This is a genomic window from Janthinobacterium lividum (assembly GCF_034424625.1).
GTDB classification, from domain to species: Bacteria; Pseudomonadota; Gammaproteobacteria; order Burkholderiales; family Burkholderiaceae_D; genus Janthinobacterium; species Janthinobacterium lividum.
In genome coordinates this window covers 960,804-977,842 of the sequence record NZ_CP139976.1, presented here as the reverse complement: position 1 = coordinate 977,842, position 17,039 = coordinate 960,804, and the positions used below count along the sequence as shown (strand labels likewise).

Annotated in this window: 15 protein-coding genes and 1 tRNA gene; 13 read left to right on the top strand and 3 right to left on the bottom strand. The window is 63.5% G+C overall.

Annotated elements, in window-relative coordinates:
- Positions 1-23 precede the first annotated feature (23 nt).
- Positions 24-1,019: a cytochrome-c peroxidase gene (locus U0004_RS04340; RefSeq protein WP_070259844.1), complete on the bottom strand. Its 996-nt coding sequence runs from the start codon at positions 1,017-1,019 to the stop codon at positions 24-26.
- Positions 1,020-1,227: 208 nt separating this feature from the next.
- On the opposite strand from U0004_RS04340, the gene U0004_RS04335 reads away from it, so the two are divergent.
- Complete coding sequence (locus U0004_RS04335; RefSeq protein ID WP_070259846.1) at positions 1,228-1,656, top strand: hypothetical protein; 429 nt, start codon at positions 1,228-1,230, stop codon at positions 1,654-1,656.
- Between the two features lie 42 nt (positions 1,657-1,698).
- Here the strand turns inward: U0004_RS04335 and U0004_RS04330 are convergent, their stop codons facing one another.
- Positions 1,699-2,469 (bottom strand): hypothetical protein, encoded by a 771-nt coding sequence (locus U0004_RS04330; protein ID WP_230522979.1) that lies wholly within the window; start codon positions 2,467-2,469, stop codon positions 1,699-1,701.
- A 119-nt stretch (positions 2,470-2,588) separates the two neighbouring features.
- Between U0004_RS04330 and U0004_RS04325 the strand changes: the two genes are divergently transcribed.
- From U0004_RS04325 to U0004_RS04310, 4 genes are all read left to right on the top strand, one after another.
- Positions 2,589-2,664 (top strand) — tRNA-Phe (locus tag U0004_RS04325).
- Between the two features lie 286 nt (positions 2,665-2,950).
- Entirely contained in the window at positions 2,951-3,292 is a 342-nt protein-coding gene (locus U0004_RS04320; protein ID WP_070259850.1) for a hypothetical protein, read from the top strand.
- A gap of 122 nt (positions 3,293-3,414) precedes the next feature.
- Positions 3,415-5,787, top strand: coding sequence for an acyl-CoA dehydrogenase (locus U0004_RS04315; RefSeq protein ID WP_115057404.1), 2,373 nt, complete (start codon positions 3,415-3,417; stop codon positions 5,785-5,787).
- A gap of 71 nt (positions 5,788-5,858) precedes the next feature.
- Positions 5,859-6,104 (top strand): DUF1059 domain-containing protein, encoded by a 246-nt coding sequence (locus U0004_RS04310; protein ID WP_070259852.1) that lies wholly within the window; start codon positions 5,859-5,861, stop codon positions 6,102-6,104.
- Here the strand turns inward: U0004_RS04310 and U0004_RS04305 are convergent.
- On the bottom strand, positions 6,101-7,321 hold the full coding sequence (locus U0004_RS04305) for a TCR/Tet family MFS transporter (protein WP_070259854.1): 1,221 nt from the start codon (positions 7,319-7,321) through the stop codon (positions 6,101-6,103). The two genes, U0004_RS04310 and U0004_RS04305, sit on opposite strands and share 4 nt — an antisense overlap.
- Positions 7,322-7,427: 106 nt before the next feature.
- Between U0004_RS04305 and U0004_RS04300 the strand changes: the two genes are divergently transcribed.
- The 8 genes from U0004_RS04300 to U0004_RS04265 all read left to right on the top strand — a co-directional run bounded on the left by U0004_RS04300 (position 7,428) and on the right by U0004_RS04265 (position 17,019).
- Positions 7,428-8,066 (top strand): TetR/AcrR family transcriptional regulator, encoded by a 639-nt coding sequence (locus tag U0004_RS04300; RefSeq protein WP_070259856.1) that lies wholly within the window; start codon positions 7,428-7,430, stop codon positions 8,064-8,066.
- A 221-nt stretch (positions 8,067-8,287) separates the two neighbouring features.
- Complete coding sequence (locus U0004_RS04295; RefSeq protein WP_070259857.1) at positions 8,288-9,676, top strand: FAD-binding oxidoreductase; 1,389 nt, start codon at positions 8,288-8,290, stop codon at positions 9,674-9,676.
- A 92-nt stretch (positions 9,677-9,768) separates the two neighbouring features.
- On the top strand, positions 9,769-11,130 hold the full coding sequence (gene trhP, locus U0004_RS04290) for a prephenate-dependent tRNA uridine(34) hydroxylase TrhP (RefSeq protein WP_070259858.1): 1,362 nt from the start codon (positions 9,769-9,771) through the stop codon (positions 11,128-11,130).
- A 184-nt stretch (positions 11,131-11,314) separates the two neighbouring features.
- Positions 11,315-12,562, top strand: coding sequence for a DUF819 family protein (locus tag U0004_RS04285; protein WP_070259859.1), 1,248 nt, complete (start codon positions 11,315-11,317; stop codon positions 12,560-12,562).
- Between the two features lie 271 nt (positions 12,563-12,833).
- A complete protein-coding gene (locus U0004_RS04280; RefSeq protein ID WP_167468629.1) occupies positions 12,834-13,634 on the top strand; it encodes a Stf0 family sulfotransferase in 801 nt (266 codons plus the stop codon).
- Positions 13,635-13,688: 54 nt separating this feature from the next.
- Positions 13,689-14,729, top strand: a complete 1,041-nt coding sequence (locus U0004_RS04275; RefSeq protein ID WP_139144274.1) for a polysaccharide pyruvyl transferase family protein — start codon at positions 13,689-13,691, stop codon at positions 14,727-14,729.
- A gap of 2 nt (positions 14,730-14,731) precedes the next feature.
- The gene (locus U0004_RS04270) at positions 14,732-16,033 is read left to right on the top strand and encodes a Rieske 2Fe-2S domain-containing protein (RefSeq protein ID WP_167468628.1); all 1,302 of its coding nucleotides are present in this window, start codon (positions 14,732-14,734) and stop codon (positions 16,031-16,033) included.
- Positions 16,030-17,019: a glycosyltransferase family 2 protein gene (locus U0004_RS04265; RefSeq protein WP_070259863.1), complete on the top strand. Its 990-nt coding sequence runs from the start codon at positions 16,030-16,032 to the stop codon at positions 17,017-17,019. The genes U0004_RS04270 and U0004_RS04265 overlap by 4 nt, the downstream gene beginning before the upstream one ends.
- Positions 17,020-17,039: the final 20 nt, after the last annotated feature.

Here is a 17,039-nt window from a genome sequence, read left to right as displayed (position 1 = left end):
GCGGGCATTTTTCATGGACTCATTCAGTCAAACGGCACCGGCCGCGGCGTCGTGTCCGACGATGGTGGCAGGATCGGCAGCACGAGGTGCGGCTGCTTGCCCGTCAGGGTTTTCAGGAAGGCTACCAGCTTGGCGTTTTCATCGGGCGTGAAGGTGCGGCCCAGCTGCAGGCGGCCCATCACGTCGACGGCTTGCGTCAACGTCGCCGCTTCGCCATCGTGGAAATAGGGATACGTCAGTTCCACGTTGCGCAAGGTCGGCACCTTGAAGTTGAAGCGGTCCGCATCCTTGCCCGTCACGGCCGAGCGTCCCTGCGCCGTCATCGCCGTTTTATACGGTTCCACCACGCCCATCTTCTGGAAGGTGTTGCCGCCCACGGCGGGGCCGTTATGACAGGCGATGCAGCCGCTCGATTTGAACAGCTGGTAGCCGGCCAGTTCGTCCTTCGTCAGCGCGCTTTTCTTGCCCGACAGCCATTGATCGAAACGGGAACCGGGCGTCACCAGCACCTCTTCAAAGGCGGCGATGGCGCGCGTGACTTGCTCGATGGTCAGCTTATCCTGGCCAAACACTTGCCGGAACTCCGCGCGGTAGGCGGGAATCGAGGCCAGCACGTCGATGGCCAGCTCGTGCGTAAAAGCCATTTCGCCGGGATTGGCGATGGGACCGCCCGCCTGTTCCTGCAAATCCTTGGCGCGGCCATCCCAGAATTGCGCCACGTTCATGCTGGAATTGAGCACCGTGGGCGAATTGATGGGCCCGCGCTGCCAGTTGTGGCCGATCGAGGTCTTGATATTGTCCGTGCCGCCCATGCTCAGGTTGTGGCAGCTATTACAGGAAATAAAGCCCGAACGCGACAGGCGGGGATCGAAAAACAGCTTCTTGCCCAATTCGACCATGGCCGGATTGGCGATCTTGGCGGCAGTGATGGGCTGGATCGGCTCCTTGTCGGCGGCATGCAGGACGCCGCCAAGGGCCAGGCTGGTGATGAAGAGAAAGGGTGAAAGGGTGCGGCGCATAATCTAACTCCTGGAAGCATTCCCGAATCGGCGGCGCGCGCCGGCGCGGGAATGCAGCGCACCGGCCCGGTTGCCACCCGTACATCGCTGGTTGGATGTTGATTTATATTAACTTTGACTAGTTAATAAGGAAAATGACCAGGGTCAAGGTTCTCGCCAAGTGCGAATCGCGCTTGCCATTTACGCAAGCGTGGCACATGATAAAGGCATGCACACACCTACCTACTCCCTGCTGCGCGCCGCGTGCGCCAGCTTCCTGCTGCTGGCCGCCAGCGCCTGCGGCAGCGCCCCCACGCAAGATGATGCGCCGCCCGCCCCCGGCAATGCCGGCTTGCTGGCGCAAATCCAGGCGGAAGTGGGCGTAGCCGCCTGCGATTCCACCCAGCAATGCCAGACCATCGCCATCGGCGCCAAGGCTTGCGGCGGCCCCGAGCGCTACCTGGCCTGGTCCAGCAAGGGCAATGACGGCAAGAAACTCAAGGCACTGGCCCAGGCGCAAGCCGAGGCGAGCCGCAAACAGCAGCAAGCGGACGGCATGATGTCGACCTGCTCCATCGTCACGGACCCGGGCGCCACCTGCGAGGCGGGGCGCTGCGTGCTGCAAAAGAGCGCCCTGGGCGGCAGCGCCGCCATGTAAACAAAGCCGCTGGATCAGCGGCTTGAGTGCTTCTGCAACACGTCAGGACTGCAATTGCAAGGTCTTGACGATCTTGCTCTCCACCTTCTCGCCCGCGCCCGCGGTGGCATTCTTGCTCTCCTTGCGCAGCAACAATAAATGGTCGCCGCTGACGCCATACTGGCGCGTCTCGTCCGACTTCTGGGTAAAGCTGACGACGACAAAGGCGCGCCCGCTCACGTCAAAGTGGAAATGGCTGGCCAGCGGCGTGCCGTCCGCGGCGATCCATACCTCGATGCCGCCTTCGAACTTCTTCACATACTTGCGGTCTTTCTCAGGCACCTTGTCAAGCGACAAGGTAAAGCTGAGCAAACGCGCCGGCTTGCCCTTGTAGCTATCCATCTTTTCGCTGCTGAACACGGCTTCCTCGATCTCGCGCGACAGGGCATCGGCCGCCGACACCATGGAGCGCAGCTCCGTTGCCTTCATTTCCCCCAGCGCAAAGCCGATCGGCGTCTTGACCTTCGGATCCTTCACCCTGGCGCGCTGCTCGGCTTCCACTTTCGCCAGCAAGTCCTTGCCGTAAAGCACCTGCAAGCCCGCCGGCCCGCCCTCGACAGTGACAGTGGCCTGGCCGCTATCCTCTTCCGCCGCCTTGCCCTCGCCCTCGCGGCGCCAGGATTTCGATTCGACCTGCGCCTTGATGGGCATCTGGCCCTGCAAGCGCGCCAGCGCCGCATTCAAATCAGCCAGCCCGTCGGCCCGCGCCGCGCCGCACAACAAGCCGAACAAGCCCGCCGCCGCCAGGCCTTGCACTCCAATACGTCGCTGCATCGCCACATCCCTTCAGTTCATACAAGGATGCCAAAACACTATGTTTTGGCCATCTGTTGCATTTGAACACAGCTAGCTCTGGTCAGGTGGAAAGTCTTTCTGCTATAATTCGCCGCCTTGGCCTGGTAGCTCAGTCGGTAGAGCAGAGGATTGAAAATCCTTGTGTCGGTGGTTCGATTCCGCCCCGGGCCACCAAGAATTCAGCAGAACATAGCAAAAAGCCAACCTTCGGGTTGGCTTTTTTGTTTCTCTTTGCCAAACCCTCCCCCACCACGCCGCTATGTACGCAAACGTACGGACTGCGGCCGCCCAAGAGCACATGCTGCAGGCAGACCACACCCCCTTCCCGCCGCCAGCGTCCTGCGCGACACGGCGCAACGGCCACCTGATCAGATTCTCTCCGTAACACCGCCATGCGAAACTCGCGCCCGACGCCGTCGAGCCGTTCCGTACATCACGGCACACTGCCAAAGGATGCATCATGAAAACTACCCTGATATTGCTCGCGCTCGCCTCTACCCTCGCCTTGACCGCTTGCCAGCGCGAAGCGCCACCTGTCGTGCAAGTCATCGCTGGCCCGGCCGGCGCGCCTGGTCCTGCCGGCGCTACGGGTGCGACGGGCGCTGAAGCCCCTGCCGGCGCGACCGGTGCGACCGGCGCCACGGGCCAGACCGGCGACAGCGGTGCCGCCGGATATGACGGCGCCAAGGGCGCCACTGGCGCACAAGGCAACGATGGTGTTCAAGGCAACGATGGCGCCAAGGGCGACGACGGCGCCAAAGGCAAGACGGGCGACACGGTGATTGTCGTCCCGCAACGCTAATACGCCCCACACCATACAGCACAACGCCAACCCATGCGGTTGGCGTTGTGCGTATGCGCTGTACCGCACAGTAACATTCACCAAATCGGCCTACCCTGTACTTATTACACAGGGAGATACGCATGCTGACGATCCTACTGATGGTAGCCCTGCTGGGCTTGGCTTTACTGTTCGCCCCCGGCCCCGTGCGCCGCGCCCTGCTCACCCCGCGCTTGCTGGCCTTGTTCAAGCGCATCTTGCCAACCATGTCCGACACGGAACGCGACGCGCTCGAAGCGGGTACCACGTGGTGGGACGCGGACCTGTTTTCCGGCCGGCCCGACTGGCCCAAGCTGCTGGACTATGGACGTGCCTCGCTCACGACCGAGGAGCGTCACTTTCTCGAGCATGACGTCGAGCGGCTGTGCGAACTGGTCAACGACTGGGAAACGCAGCAGGCGCAGGACTTGCTGCCCCAGGCCTGGGCCTACATGAAGGCGCAAGGTTTCCTCGGCATGATCATCCCGAAACAATACGGCGGCAAGCAATTCTCCGCCTACATGCACTCGCAAGTGGTCATGAAATTGTCGAGCCGCTGCTCGGCGCTGGCCGTCACCGTGATGGTACCCAATTCGCTGGGGCCGGCCGAGCTGCTGCTGCATTACGGCACCGAAGAACAGAAAAACCATTATCTGCCGCGATTAGCCGCCGGCACCGAGATTCCCTGTTTTGCCCTCACCAGCCCGTATGCGGGTTCCGATGCGGCCGCCATTCCCGACCTCGGCGTCGTGTGCATGGGCATGCATGAGGGCCGCGCCACGCTGGGTTTCCGCCTCACCTGGAACAAGCGCTACATCACCCTGGCGCCCGTGGCGACCTTGCTGGGACTGGCATTCCAGACCAGCGACCCCGAACATCTGCTGTCCGAGAATGACACGCCGGGCATCACTTGCGCCCTGATCCCCGCCAGCCACGACGGCGTGGTGATCGGCCGCCGCCATCACCCATTGAACGCCGCGTTCCAGAACGGCCCCACCTCGGGCAACGATGTCTTCATCCCCATCGACTGGGTCATCGGCGGCCAGGCGCAAGTGGGCAAGGGATGGCGCATGCTGATGGAGTGCCTGGCGGCCGGGCGCGCCATTTCGCTGCCCTCGTCCAGCGTGGGCATGGGCAAGATGGCCGTGCGCGGCACCGGCGCGTATGCGGCCGTGCGGCGCCAGTTCAACATGGCTATCGGCAAATTCGAAGGGGTGCAGGAAGCGCTGGCCCGCATGGGCGCCAACCTGTACCTGATGGACGCGGCCCGCACGCTGGCCGCGCACGCCGTCGACCTGGGCGAAAAGCCGGCCGTCATTTCCGCCATCGTCAAATACCACGTCACGGAACGGGGCCGCGCGCTCGTCAATGACGGCATGGACATTCTCGGCGGCAAGGGCATCTGCGTGGGGCCCAACAACTTCCTCGCCAGCGCCTACCAGCAAATCCCCATCGCCATTACCGTCGAAGGGGCCAACATCCTCACGCGCAGCCTGATCATCTTCGGCCAGGGCGCCATCCGCGCGCATCCGTATGTGCTCAGGGAAATGGCCGCCGTCAACGAAAGCGATGGCCGCAAGGCCCTGCGGGATTTCGACGCTGCCTTCTTTGGCCACGTGGGCTTTGTGCTGGGCAACCTGGCCAGGGGATTATGGTACGGACTGGGCGGCGCGCGCCTGGCGGCCGCGCCCGACACCGGCGCGCCCGCACTGGCGCCCTACTACCGCGCCCTGACGCGGCTGTCGACGGCGTTTGCCGTCATGACGGATATGTCGATGTTCGTGCTCGGCGGCGAGCTCAAGCGCCGCGAGCGGCTGTCCGCCCGGCTGGGCGACGTGCTGGCGCAGCTGTACCTGGCTTCGTCCGTGCTGAAGCGCTACGAGGACGATGGCCGGCCCGAGGCCGACCTGCCCTATGTGCACTGGTCGCTGCAAGATGCGCTGGTCAAGGCGCAGCAGGGCTTGACGGGCGTACTCGACAATTTCCCCGCGCGCGTGCTGGCCGTGCTGCTGCGCACCCTGCTGTTCCCGTTCGGCCTGCCGCATCGCCCGCCTTCCGACGAGCTGGGCAGCGAAGTGGCGCTGGCCCTGCAAACGCCGGGTGCCGACCGCGAGCGCCTACTGGCCGACGGTTATGTGGCCAACGACAACACAGATCCCGTGGCTTGCGCCGAGCGGGCACTGGCCCTGTTAGCCGACGTGCTGCACATCGAAAAACGCCTGAAAGACACGCCCGCAGGCGCAGCCCTGCGGCACCTGCCGCAAAGCCTGTCCGCCATGCAGCAGTGGCTGGCAACGGCCAAGGCCGCAGGCTCGGTCAGCTGCCAGGAGCACAATACCTTGCTCGAATATGCGCGCCTGGTCGACGGCTTGATCCAGGTCGACGATTTTCCCGCCGATGCGGCGCATCTGGCTCAAGGCGGCGGCGTCGTGCAGCGTCTTGATGACGAATCCGCTGGCGAGAGCCGCGCAGCCTAGGCGGGGCTGCTTTGCGGCCTATACTGAATGGAGCGGGTGCGGTGCCCGCTCTTTCCAGAAAGGAGTCGATCATGACGCGCAAATACATCGATTGCAGGGAATTCCCAAGCGACACGCATTGCTCGGTAACCATCTCGGCTGACAGCGAGGAAGAGCTGCTGGGCATTGCTGTGGAACACGCAGTCTCGGTACACCATCACCACGACACGCCGGAGCTGCGCCAGCAACTACGCCAATTGTTCAAGGACGGCATGCCGCCCGAACATCTGCCCATGACCGGGCAAGCCGGCAGCAGCGGGGCCTCGCACGCGCACTAGCCTGCCTGGGCTTGCGCCGGCTTCTGCAAGCGCAAGCCCAGCACGAGCGGCACCAGTGCCGCGTACACGACAATCACCGACAGCCAGACGGCGCCGGGCCAGTACGCCCTGACGCCAAAATAGATGCTGGAAAACACCAGCGGGCACAGCACGGACGCCAGGCTCACGGCCGAGGCCAGCACACCCTGGAACTGGCCTTGCCGGTCCTCGGCCACCTGGCGCGTGGCCAGCGACTGCAGGGCCGGCGCGCCGATGCCGCCCAAGGCGAACACGGGCATGATGGCGAAGATCATCCAGCTGCGCGTGGCAAACGCCATGACGGTCAATGCCACGCAGGCGCAGGCCACGCCCGCCAGGATGGTGGCGCGCTCGCCCAGCAGTTTCACGGCCGGGCCAGGTAGAAAAGCCTGGGCCAGCGCCTGGCACACGCCAAAGGCGCCCAGCGACAGGCCGATCCACAGCCCGTTCCACGCGAACGCATCGTGGCCCCACAGCGCCCAGCACACGCCATACACTTCGCCGGCCGCGCTGAAGGTAAAGAAGATGACGGTAATCGGCAACAAGCTTTTCTCCGAGAAAACCCAGCGCAACGGGCGCAGAGGGTTCAATGCCGCCAGGTCGTTTTTCCCCCGTGTCGGCGTGCGCGAGGGGTGGCGTGATTCTGGCAGCAGATGCCAGGCCAGCAGCAAATTACCGGCATTCAAAACGGCTGCCGCCATGAACGGCAGGCGCAGCCCGTAATCGCCCAGCGCGCCTCCCAGCACGGGACCGATGATGAAGCCTGCGCCGAACATGGCGTTGAGCAAACCGAAGCGGTGCGCCCGCTTCGCCTCGGGAGAAATGTCGGTGATGTAGGCGGTGGCCACGGAAACGTTGGCGCTCGTCAACCCGGCGATGGCACGCCCCAGCAGCAGCATCCACAGGCTCGGCGCAAAGGCGAGGAACAGGTAATTGACGGCCGCGCCCGCCAACGAAAGCAGCAGCACGGGGCGCCGCCCCAGGCGGTCGCTCAGGGCCCCCAGCACGGGCGCAAAGATGAACTGCATCAACGCATACAGGGCCGTCATGATGCCGATATACGGCGCCACGTTATCGGCGTGCGTGACCTCCCGCAGCAGCGCCGGCAGGATGGGAAAGATCAGGCCGATGCCGACGGCGTCGAGCACGACAGTGGTAAAGATGACGGGCAATGCCGCCACAGGAACAGATTCTTTCATATACTCAATCTAAATATGTACTCAGTACATAAAATAGTACGCCCAACCTTGCCGCGCCAGCAAGCCTTATCTGTACTCAGTACACTTCGTGTATGATCGTGGCAACATGACGATTCCTTCCGACCTCCGCTCCCGCAAACGCCTTGCCACCCGCCAAGCCATCTCGAATGCCGCCACGCGCCTGTTCTTCGTGCGCGGCTTCGAGCAGGTGACGGTGGACGAGATCGCGGCGGCGGCCAGCGTGGGACGCATGACGGTGTTCAACCATTTCCCGCGCAAGGAAGACATGTTCTTCGACCGCGAGGAAGAAGGGCGCGAACTGCTGCGCGACGCCTTGCGCCAGCGCGATCCCGCCATCCCGCCCATCGAAACCCTGCGCCTGCTGGCGCACCGGCTGGTACTGGAAGACAGTCCCTACATCACCTTTTCCGCCGCTGGCCAGGGTTTCATTGCCACCATCGAAGCCAGCGATACCTTGAAAGCGCGGGCGCGGGCCATCCGCGACGAACTGGCGCAAGTAGTGGCGCAAGCGCTGACCGAATCCACGGGGCGCGATGCAAGCGATCCCCTCGCGCACCTGGCGGCCAGCCTGCTGCTGGCCACGTGGAGCACCGCCCTCATCGAGGCGCACCGTGCCTTCACGCAACATGGCGACGCGCAACTGGCCAAGGCCGGCTTCCTGTCCCTGGTAGACCGGGGACACACGGGCTTGAACGCCGCCATGGCGGGCACGCCCTACGCCTGAAGCGGCAACCCCGTCGTTCAGGCAGCCCATCGTCTGTCGCAGCGCAAGCCCTCGCACTTCCTTGTTTCAGTTGCCAGCACCTGGGCTTGCGTACCGTCTGGTGCCTTCCTATCATGAAACCACGCGCTGGCAAACGATGCATGCAGGCCGGCACGCGGGGACAGTCCTCCTGCTTCCCGTCACCATACCCATAACCGCATGCAGCCGCTGGGAGGTACACGATGAATACCTTGACGAACGGCCAGCTCAATGAGTTGCAAGCCTCATTGAGAGGGCAACTGTTACAAACGAACGACGCCGGCTACGACAGCGCGCGCGCCGTCTGGAATGCGATGATCGACCGGCATCCGGCCCTCATCGCGCGCTGCGCGGGCATGGCCGACGTGCGCACGGCGCTGGCATATGCGCGCGACCACGGCCTGCCCCTGGCCGTGCGGGGCGGCGGCCACAATATCGCCGGCAGCGCCCTGTGCAACGATGGCCTGGTGATCGACCTGTCCGGCATGCGCTCGGTGCATATCGATCCGCAACAACGCCGCGCCCACGTCGAAGGCGGGGCTACCTTGCACGACTTCGACCACGAGGCGCAAGCGTTCGGCCTGGCCACGCCGCTGGGCATCAATTCCACCACAGGCGTGGCAGGACTGGCCCTGGGCGGCGGCTTTGGCTGGCTCAGCCGCACGCTGGGCCTGGCGGCCGACAACCTGCTGGCGGCCGACGTCGTCACGGCCGACGGACAATTCCTGCATGCGAGCGCGACGGAGCATCCCGACCTGTTCTGGGCCTTGCGCGGCGGCGGCGGCAACTTCGGCGTGGTCACGCGCTTCGAATTCCAGCTGCATCCGGTGGGGCCGCAAGTCACGGCTGGCCTCATCGTGTTTCCTTACGCGCAAGCCAAGGCGGTGCTGACGAAATACCGCGACTTCGTCGACGGCATGCCCGATGAATTGACCGTCTGGGCCGTCTTGCGCAAGGCGCCGCCGCTGCCCTTCCTGCCACCGGAAGTGCACGGCCAGGACGTGCTGGTCCTGCCCGTCTTTTCACCTGTGCAATCTGCCGCCATGCAGGAAGCGATCGAGCGCATCGGCAGCTTCGGCCAGCCGCTGGGCATGCACCTGGGCAGCATGCCGTACACGGCCTGGCAACAGGCGTTCGATGCCCTGCTCACGCCGGGCGCGCGCAATTACTGGAAATCGCACAACTTCACGCAGCTCAGCGACGCGGCCATCGATACTGTCATCCGCCATGCCGGCAAGCTGCCGACGCCGCAATGCGAAATCTTCCTCGGCCTGCTGGGCGCGCAGGCGAGCCGGCCGGCGCCGCAGGATACGGCCTATCCGCACCGCGACGCCCTGTACGTGATGAACGTGCACACGCGCTGGGACGAGCCGGCCGATGATGCGCGCTGCATCGCCTGGGCTCGCGACTTCTTCAACGACGCGGCACCGTATGCGACGGGCAGCGTCTACGTCAATTTCCTGACCGAGGATGAAAGCGGGCGCACGGCCGACGCGTATGGCGTGAACTATCCGCGCCTGGCGCGCATCAAGAAGCAATACGATCCCGCCAACCTGTTCCGCGCCAACCAGAACATCTGTCCGGCCACCTAGGCTGCCACGGCGCAGCGCCTTGCAATCCCTTGATCCAGGGCAATGCAATGCGCTCGCCGCCCGCTTACAATCGCCGGCTTTGCCCCTCCTCCATGCGCCACGCTCCCGAACTCCTCCTGCCTGCCGGCTCCCTGGCCAAGATGCATGCCGCCTTCGACTTTGGCGCTGACGCCGTCTACGCGGGCCAGCCGCGCTACAGCTTGCGTGTGCGCAATAATGATTTTTCGACCTTGCAAGCCTTGCAGGAGGGAATTGAAGGCGCGCATGCGCGCGGCAAGCAATTTTTTGTCGCCAGCAATATCTTCGCCCACAACGCCAAGCTGAAAACGTATTTGCGCGACATGGAGCCGGTGATCGCCATGCGTCCCGACGCGCTGATCATGGCCGACCCGGGCCTGATCATGATGGTGCGCGACAAGTGGCCGGACGTCCCCGTGCACCTGTCGGTGCAGGCGAACGCCGTTAACTGGGCCGACGTCAAATTCTGGCACCGCATGGGCTTGACGCGCGTGATCCTGTCGCGCGAATTGTCGCTCGACGAAATCGAGGAAATCCGCCAGCGCTGCCCGGAAATGGAGCTCGAGGTATTCGTCCACGGCGCCCTGTGCATCGCCTATTCGGGCCGCTGCCTGTTGTCCGGTTATTTCAACCACCGCGATCCGAACCAGGGTACGTGCACGAATTCCTGCCGCTGGGATTACAAGGTGAAAAATGCGTCCGAAGACGCCAGCGGCGACTTGGGCGGCATGCAGGTAGTGCCGCTGGAATTTCACCAGGCGCTGGCCGAAGCCGACAACAACGCGTTTTCCGCCCTGCACCAGCAGCCGCGCCACCCGCTGGCCGACCAGCCATATTTTATTGAAGAAGCCCAGCGTCCGGGCCAGCTGATGCCGATACTCGAGGACGAGCACGGCACCTACATCATGAATTCGAAGGATTTGCGCGCCGTCGAGCACATCGAGCGCCTGGTGAAAATCGGCGTCGACTCGCTGAAGGTCGAAGGCCGCACCAAGTCGCTGTACTACGCGGCGCGCACGGCGCAAGTCTACCGCCAGGCCATCGATGACGCCGTGGCGGGCCGCCCCTTCGATATTGGTCTCTTAGGTCAGCTGCAAGGCCTGGCCAACCGCGGCTATACGGATGGTTTCTACCAGCGCCACCACACGCAGACGCACCAGAACTACATGCGAGGCGCGTCCGAGGCGGACCGCAGCCAGTACGTGGGCGACGTGCTGGGCGTGACGGACGGCTGGGCCAGGGTGGAAGTGAAAAACCGCTTCGCCGTGGGCGACCGCATCGAGGCCGTGCATCCGGGTGGCAACCGCGATTTCACCATTGCGCGCATGCTCGACGACGATGGCAGCGAGATCCAGGTGGCGCCCGGCAGCGGCCACTTCGTGCGCATCGAACTCGACGGGGCCCTCGACAAGGCCTTGCTGGCACGTTATTTGTAACCGCCAGTCTGCCGCGCGGGGTGAGGAACCAGTATCTAAGTGTTTGATTTGGCAAGTAAAAATCCACGCACCACCGTCTAAGCAATTTGTTTAGGCTTCAACATTGCTATACGATACGGCCACCCTGCGCCCGGGGGCCTGATCGGCACCCGGTGCGTCCCTGACACGTTCACCGGAATCCCCGATGCCACCTGCCACTACCGCCCTGATCACCAATGACGCCGTCGTCCTCGGCTTGCTCGCCCTGACCCTGGGGACCGTCTTCTGGACCGCCTCCCGCCAGGATGGCTTCTGGAAAAAGTTTTATACGTATATCCCGTCGCTGCTGATGTGCTACCTGATCCCGGCACTGCTCAACACGTTTGGCATCATCGATGGCAACGCTTCCGGCCTGTATGCGGTGGCGCGCGACTACCTGCTGCCCAGCGCGCTGGTCCTGCTGTGCGTGGCCATCGATTTCGGCGGCATCATCCGCCTCGGCCCCAAGGCCATCATCATGTTCTTGACCGGCACCCTGGGCGTCATGCTGGGCGCCCTCGTCTCGTTCGAAGCCTTGCGTTTGATCCACCCGGAAACGGTGGCAGGCGACACGTGGCGCGGCATGACCACCGTGGCCGGCTCGTGGATAGGCGGCGGTGCCAACCAGGCGGCCATGAAGGAAGTGTTTGAAGTGGATGCCACCCTGTTCGGCCAGTTCGTCGCCGTCGACGTGCTGGTGGCCAACGTCTGGACGGCCGTGCTGCTGTTCCTGGCCGGCCGCGCGGGCGCCTTCGACCGCTGGACGGGGGCCGATTTGACGGCCATCAACGCGCTCAAGGACAGCATCGAAAGCTACCGCACGCAACACGCGCGCATCGCCACCCTGACCGACATCATGATCATCCTCGGCGTGGGCCTGGGCGTGACGGGCCTGTCGCACTTCCTGGCCGGCCCCATCATCAGCTGGATCAACACCATGCCCGCCGCATGGCGCTTGCAGGACTACAGCCTGACGTCGAACTTCTTCTGGATCGTCGTGCTCGCCACCACCTTCGGCTTGCTGCTCAGCTTTACCAAGGCGCGCAGCCTGGAAGGCGCGGGCGCCTCGACCATCGGCTCGGCCATGCTGTACGTGCTGGTGGCGACAATCGGCATGCACATGGACCTGGGCGCCCTGCTCGACAAGCCGTTTTTGTTCCTGCTGGGCCTGATCTGGATCGCCGTGCATGGCGGCCTGATGCTGCTCGTCGCCAAACTGATCCGCGCGCCCCTGTTCTTCATGGCCGTGGGATCGCAAGCGAACATCGGCGGCGCCGCCTCCGCCCCCGTCATCGCCAGCGCCTTCCATCCGGCCCTGGCCCCCGTCGGCGTGCTGCTGGCCGTGCTTGGCTATGCGCTGGGCACCTACGGCGCCTACATCACGGGGCTGATCCTGCGCAGCATGGCGGGGTGATGACGATCCTGGCTTGACCAGGCGATCCGCAACGACAACGCCAGCCTTCGGGCTGGCGTTGTAGTTGGTGCGCGGCTCAACTTGCTAGCGGCCACCAATAGTTGCTAGAGAGAGACATGCAAACATAAATAAAATGCAATTTCGTTCCATAGATAGCATGAAGTACGATAGTATTTTAAAGCAATATATTTTCAAAAGAAGTCAGTTGCTCCCTTGCTTTGAATACATCCGATCGCACGTAACATGGCGCAGCTGGCCTATCTCCCTATTCATGAATGAACGTTCTCCAACTTCGTTGACTGAAGCCAAGTCCGTGTGGACAGGCGCCACGCGCCCGACACCCGCAGAAATGCGTGAGTTTCCTTACGATACTACGTCGCCGGCGTTCCCCGATAAAAAGCTGCTGGTCTGCGCAGCGCCACGCGCATCGAGCAAGCGGCTGGCCCGCCTGTTACTCGGCGCAGGGATCGGCGTGCCGCTGGAGTATTTCAATGACAATAGCGTGCAGGCGCTGACGGAGCGCTGGCAAATCAACAAACAGGATTACCTCGCGCATATTTTTGCCAGGCGTTCTGCGAATGGCCTGTTCGCATCGAATATCCAGTTTCCCCAGATGCAAAAATGGCCGTATCCGCACGACTTTACCGCCTTGTTCGAAGGCGCGACGGTCGTTCATTTGATCCGCGACAACAAGCTCGCCCAGGCGGCATCCCTGGCGACCTGCATGATCACGGGGCGCTGGGGTTTCGAAGTCGCCCCGGTAACAAAAAATTACTCGACCTGGCGCCTCAAACTGGCGGCGCGCAAGGCCATGCAGTTGATTGCCGTGGATGAACAGCTTTGGCAGGACTGGTTCAGGCAACGGGGTATCGAACCGCTCGTCATCAGTACCGAACGTGTCAACCGGCACGACATGACGCTGATCGATGACATCGCCGCCTTGCTCGGCGTCAACGCCGATGCGGCAAGCGCCCAGCGCATGCTGGACGTGGATCGGGGCGCCTACCCGGGTGATCTGGAACTGAAATCGCGCATGCGCACGCTCGTCGAAGAACTTGCGGCACGCGGCTAATCAACGCCCCGCCTCCCCATTTTCCTTAAACACGTACAACAAGAAGGACGAACATTGAATATCTTTATGGTGCGGCCCACCACTCGCAACATCGGCAACGACCTCATCGGCTACGCTACAGCAGAGCTCCTCTACGAAGTGTTCGGAGCAGCCACCAATGTCGTCAGCATTCCCGCCTTGAAGGGACCGCAGTTTGGCGGCCTGGTGCCACGCCAGATCTATGACATGAACCGCCTCGCCGACGCCGTTATCGTCGGCGGCGGGAACCTGTTTGAAAACGGCCAGCTATCCTATGATGTCCAGGCCGTCAATGCCTTGCGCCGGCCGATGATGCTGATGGGCCTATCCCACGGCCGCATCACGGGCCGCGACGGGCAAATGGAAGACCGCACCGATGCGCTCAGCCCGACTGCGATACGGCACCTGGTCGAGCACGCCAAGGTGGCCATGGTGCGCGACACGGGTTCGCAGGAAATCCTCGCCGACCTTGGCGCCAAGGTGACGGTCGGTGGCTGCCCCACGCTGTACCTGCCGCCGAATGCCGAGGGTGAAGCGGCCAGGGGCGGCGTGATCATTTCCATCCGTCATCCCATGCGCATGAGCGTTCCTGCCCCCTTACAGTGGCGCATCGCCGAAGACTTGCGCCGCCTGATTGCCGCCCTGCGTGCCGAATATGCGCAACCGGTCTATCTGGCCTGCCACGACTACATCGACCTCGAATTCGCCGCCGGCTTCCCGGACGCGGCGCCCCTGTACTTTGACGAAGTCGGCCGCTACATCGAGGCGCTGCGCACCTGCAAGCTGCACGTCAGCTACCGCTTGCATGGCTTCCTGCCCTGCCTGGCCATGGGCTCGCACAGCATCAACCTGTCGTATGACGAACGGGGCCGCTCGATGCTGTCCACCATCGGCATGGCGTCGTGGGATGTCGATCTGATGCAAAGTGGCGACTGCGTGAGCGCCATCATGGACCGCGCGCGCTCGGCCGCGCAGTATTACCGCGCCCGCCAGAACGCCCTGCCGCTGATACAAGAATTGCGCCAGATCACGGTGCACGGCTTGCAGACATTGCGCACCCTGGCATCGGAGCAATGAAGATGAGCGCTCCATCCTCGACACAGGGCGTGTGGCTCAAGTGTCACGTCCGTGAACTCGCTCCGTGGGCAACGATGACCGAACGCGTGCTCAGCGAAATCATTTCCACGGTCGAACAAATGAAGGGCACCGCGGCAGCCCAGGTGCTGCGCCAGCATGGCATCGAGCGGCTGCACGAAGTGATCGACACCGACGATGTGACGTCCTTGCGCAACCAGGTGCTGGAACGCTTGCGCCAGCCCTTGCTGGCCATGGCGACGGCCGTCGGCCGCCAGATCCTGGGCTGGGATGGTGATTTCTATGTGGATGACTATTTGATCCTGCGCATCAACTTCCCCTATGAAGTGGCGCGCAAGACCAATCCGGCGAGCGAAAATCCCGGCATTGGCCGCCTCAGCGCGTCCGTGCGCGAGCAATTTCAAGCCCGTAAAGTCGTTGACCCCGTGTACGCGCCGAAAGACTATCACCGGGGCCACCCGCCCGCCGCCTGGGCGCATGGTCCGCACATCGATAGCTGGGCCGGCCATTCGCGGGACGGGCGCAATATCTGGTGGGCCATCGGCGAAGTGCCGGCGGAAGCGGGCATGGTGCTGTATCCGGAATTGGCCAACGCCTCGCTGCCCTGCGAGCGACGCACGCTGTACCTGCAAGCGGGCTACCGCCTGCCGGTGCCGACTTATCTGCCGCTGGCGGCAGGCGAAATGCTGGTCTTCGATCCAGAAGTGCTGCACGGCACGCACCTCAATACGACGGACGCGACGCGCGTGGCCATTTCCATGCGCCTCAATGCTTCCCGCCCGACCTTCGATCCCGCCTGTTTTTACTCGCGCGAATTCTGGCGCCGGGCCGCCGATATCGAGCAGTGCCACGATGAAGTGCTGCACCTGCGCCGCGAAGATAATTTCGGCGCGCCCGTCGTCGCCGCCCCCGTGCAGACGCCGGCAGCCGTTCCCGTCATTGCCGGCCAGCTCGACCAGGCGAGCGGCTTCATACATGGCCAGCTGCCTGCCGCCGGGCCGGACACCCAGCGCATCATCGTCGATGCCGCGCCGTATCGCATCATGCTGGTGCGCACCAGCGACGGCACCCGCGCCTACGACGCGGCCTGCCCGCATTACGGCGTAGACCTGGCCGATGGCGGATCCGATAGCGACAAAGTGTATTGCCCGGCCTGTGCCATCTCGTTCGACTTGCAAACAGGAAAATCATCGTGCCCGTCATTGACACTGCAACCGTATGACATCCGGCAAGACGGCGCAGCCATCCGCATCCGTGTTGCGCCGCCAGAAGCCGTGGCGCCATGAGCGTCGCCCCCGTCAGCGTCATCATTTGCACCAGGAACGGCTGGTCCAGGGGCTTTCTCGACGACACCTTGCAATCGCTGCTGGCCCAGTCCAGGCCCGCGCAGGAAATCTTGCTGATCGATGACGCCAGCAGCGATGGCACGGCCGCCTACGTCCGGCAAGCCTACCCGCACGTAATCATCGTGCACAATGCGGGCACCGGCCTGGCGGCCGCCCGGAACACGGGAGTGGCCGCCGCCCGTTTTCCATGGGTCGCCTTCATCGACGACGATGACATCTGGTGTCCTGGAAAACTGGCTGAACAACTGGCACAGGTACACGCATCAGTAACGCCAGATGCGATCATGTATGTATCGCAAGTTGCCACGCTGAACAGCCATGGCGGCAATCCCGTGGCTTGGGCAACGCCACGGCAGTTTGCCACCTGGCCCGCCTGCCTGCTGGGTTCTCCCATCCAGCCATCCGGCGTGTTGCTCAGCAAACGGCTGCTCTCCCGTATCGGGCCATTCAGCGAACAACTGAAGGAAGGTGCCGCTTACGACTACTGGATACGCTGCCTGAGTGCCGGCATGTCCATCCGCTACAGCAGCAACGTCCTGCTGCACTATCGGCAACATCATCCGCAGATGACGGCACCGGCGCGCAAGTTCGAGCATTTCCTGAATATGGATGCCATTGTCGCGCCCTATCTCGAGCAGCTGGCGCCAGCGCTGGCGAAGCGGATCCGTTGCGCGCGCCGGCTGAACAATCTGCGTTCCCTGCTGAGCCATACCGGCATGCGGGCGGCGCTACGTTACTGGCGCGCCAGCGTGCCGCGCCCGGCATCCAGCCTGCGCACCCTTTCCTATTTCTTGTTAGACACTATTGCATGCCGGGCCCCGCACCGGATTCGCCACACGCTGCGGCAGCGCGCCATGCAGCTACTCATCGGCAAGGAAGCACTCTTGCCTGAGCTGCGCCCGAAACGATCCGGGCATCCGATGTAACGGCCCGCAACGCCAGCGCT

Coding starts and splice junctions, on each gene's coding strand:
- U0004_RS04265 (WP_070259863.1), top strand. CDS start 16,030: ATGAGCGTCGCCCCCGTCAGCGTCATCATTTGCACCAGGAACGGCTGG.
- U0004_RS04305 (WP_070259854.1), bottom strand. CDS start 7,321: ATGAAAGAATCTGTTCCTGTGGCGGCATTGCCCGTCATCTTTACCACT.
- U0004_RS04285 (WP_070259859.1), top strand. CDS start 11,315: ATGCCACCTGCCACTACCGCCCTGATCACCAATGACGCCGTCGTCCTC.
- U0004_RS04295 (WP_070259857.1), top strand. CDS start 8,288: ATGAATACCTTGACGAACGGCCAGCTCAATGAGTTGCAAGCCTCATTG.
- U0004_RS04280 (WP_167468629.1), top strand. CDS start 12,834: ATGAATGAACGTTCTCCAACTTCGTTGACTGAAGCCAAGTCCGTGTGG.
- U0004_RS04270 (WP_167468628.1), top strand. CDS start 14,732: ATGAGCGCTCCATCCTCGACACAGGGCGTGTGGCTCAAGTGTCACGTC.
- U0004_RS04335 (WP_070259846.1), top strand. CDS start 1,228: ATGCACACACCTACCTACTCCCTGCTGCGCGCCGCGTGCGCCAGCTTC.
- trhP (WP_070259858.1), top strand. CDS start 9,769: ATGCGCCACGCTCCCGAACTCCTCCTGCCTGCCGGCTCCCTGGCCAAG.
- U0004_RS04330 (WP_230522979.1), bottom strand. CDS start 2,469: ATGCAGCGACGTATTGGAGTGCAAGGCCTGGCGGCGGCGGGCTTGTTC.
- U0004_RS04315 (WP_115057404.1), top strand. CDS start 3,415: ATGCTGACGATCCTACTGATGGTAGCCCTGCTGGGCTTGGCTTTACTG.
- U0004_RS04300 (WP_070259856.1), top strand. CDS start 7,428: ATGACGATTCCTTCCGACCTCCGCTCCCGCAAACGCCTTGCCACCCGC.
- U0004_RS04310 (WP_070259852.1), top strand. CDS start 5,859: ATGACGCGCAAATACATCGATTGCAGGGAATTCCCAAGCGACACGCAT.
- U0004_RS04340 (WP_070259844.1), bottom strand. CDS start 1,019: ATGCGCCGCACCCTTTCACCCTTTCTCTTCATCACCAGCCTGGCCCTT.
- U0004_RS04320 (WP_070259850.1), top strand. CDS start 2,951: ATGAAAACTACCCTGATATTGCTCGCGCTCGCCTCTACCCTCGCCTTG.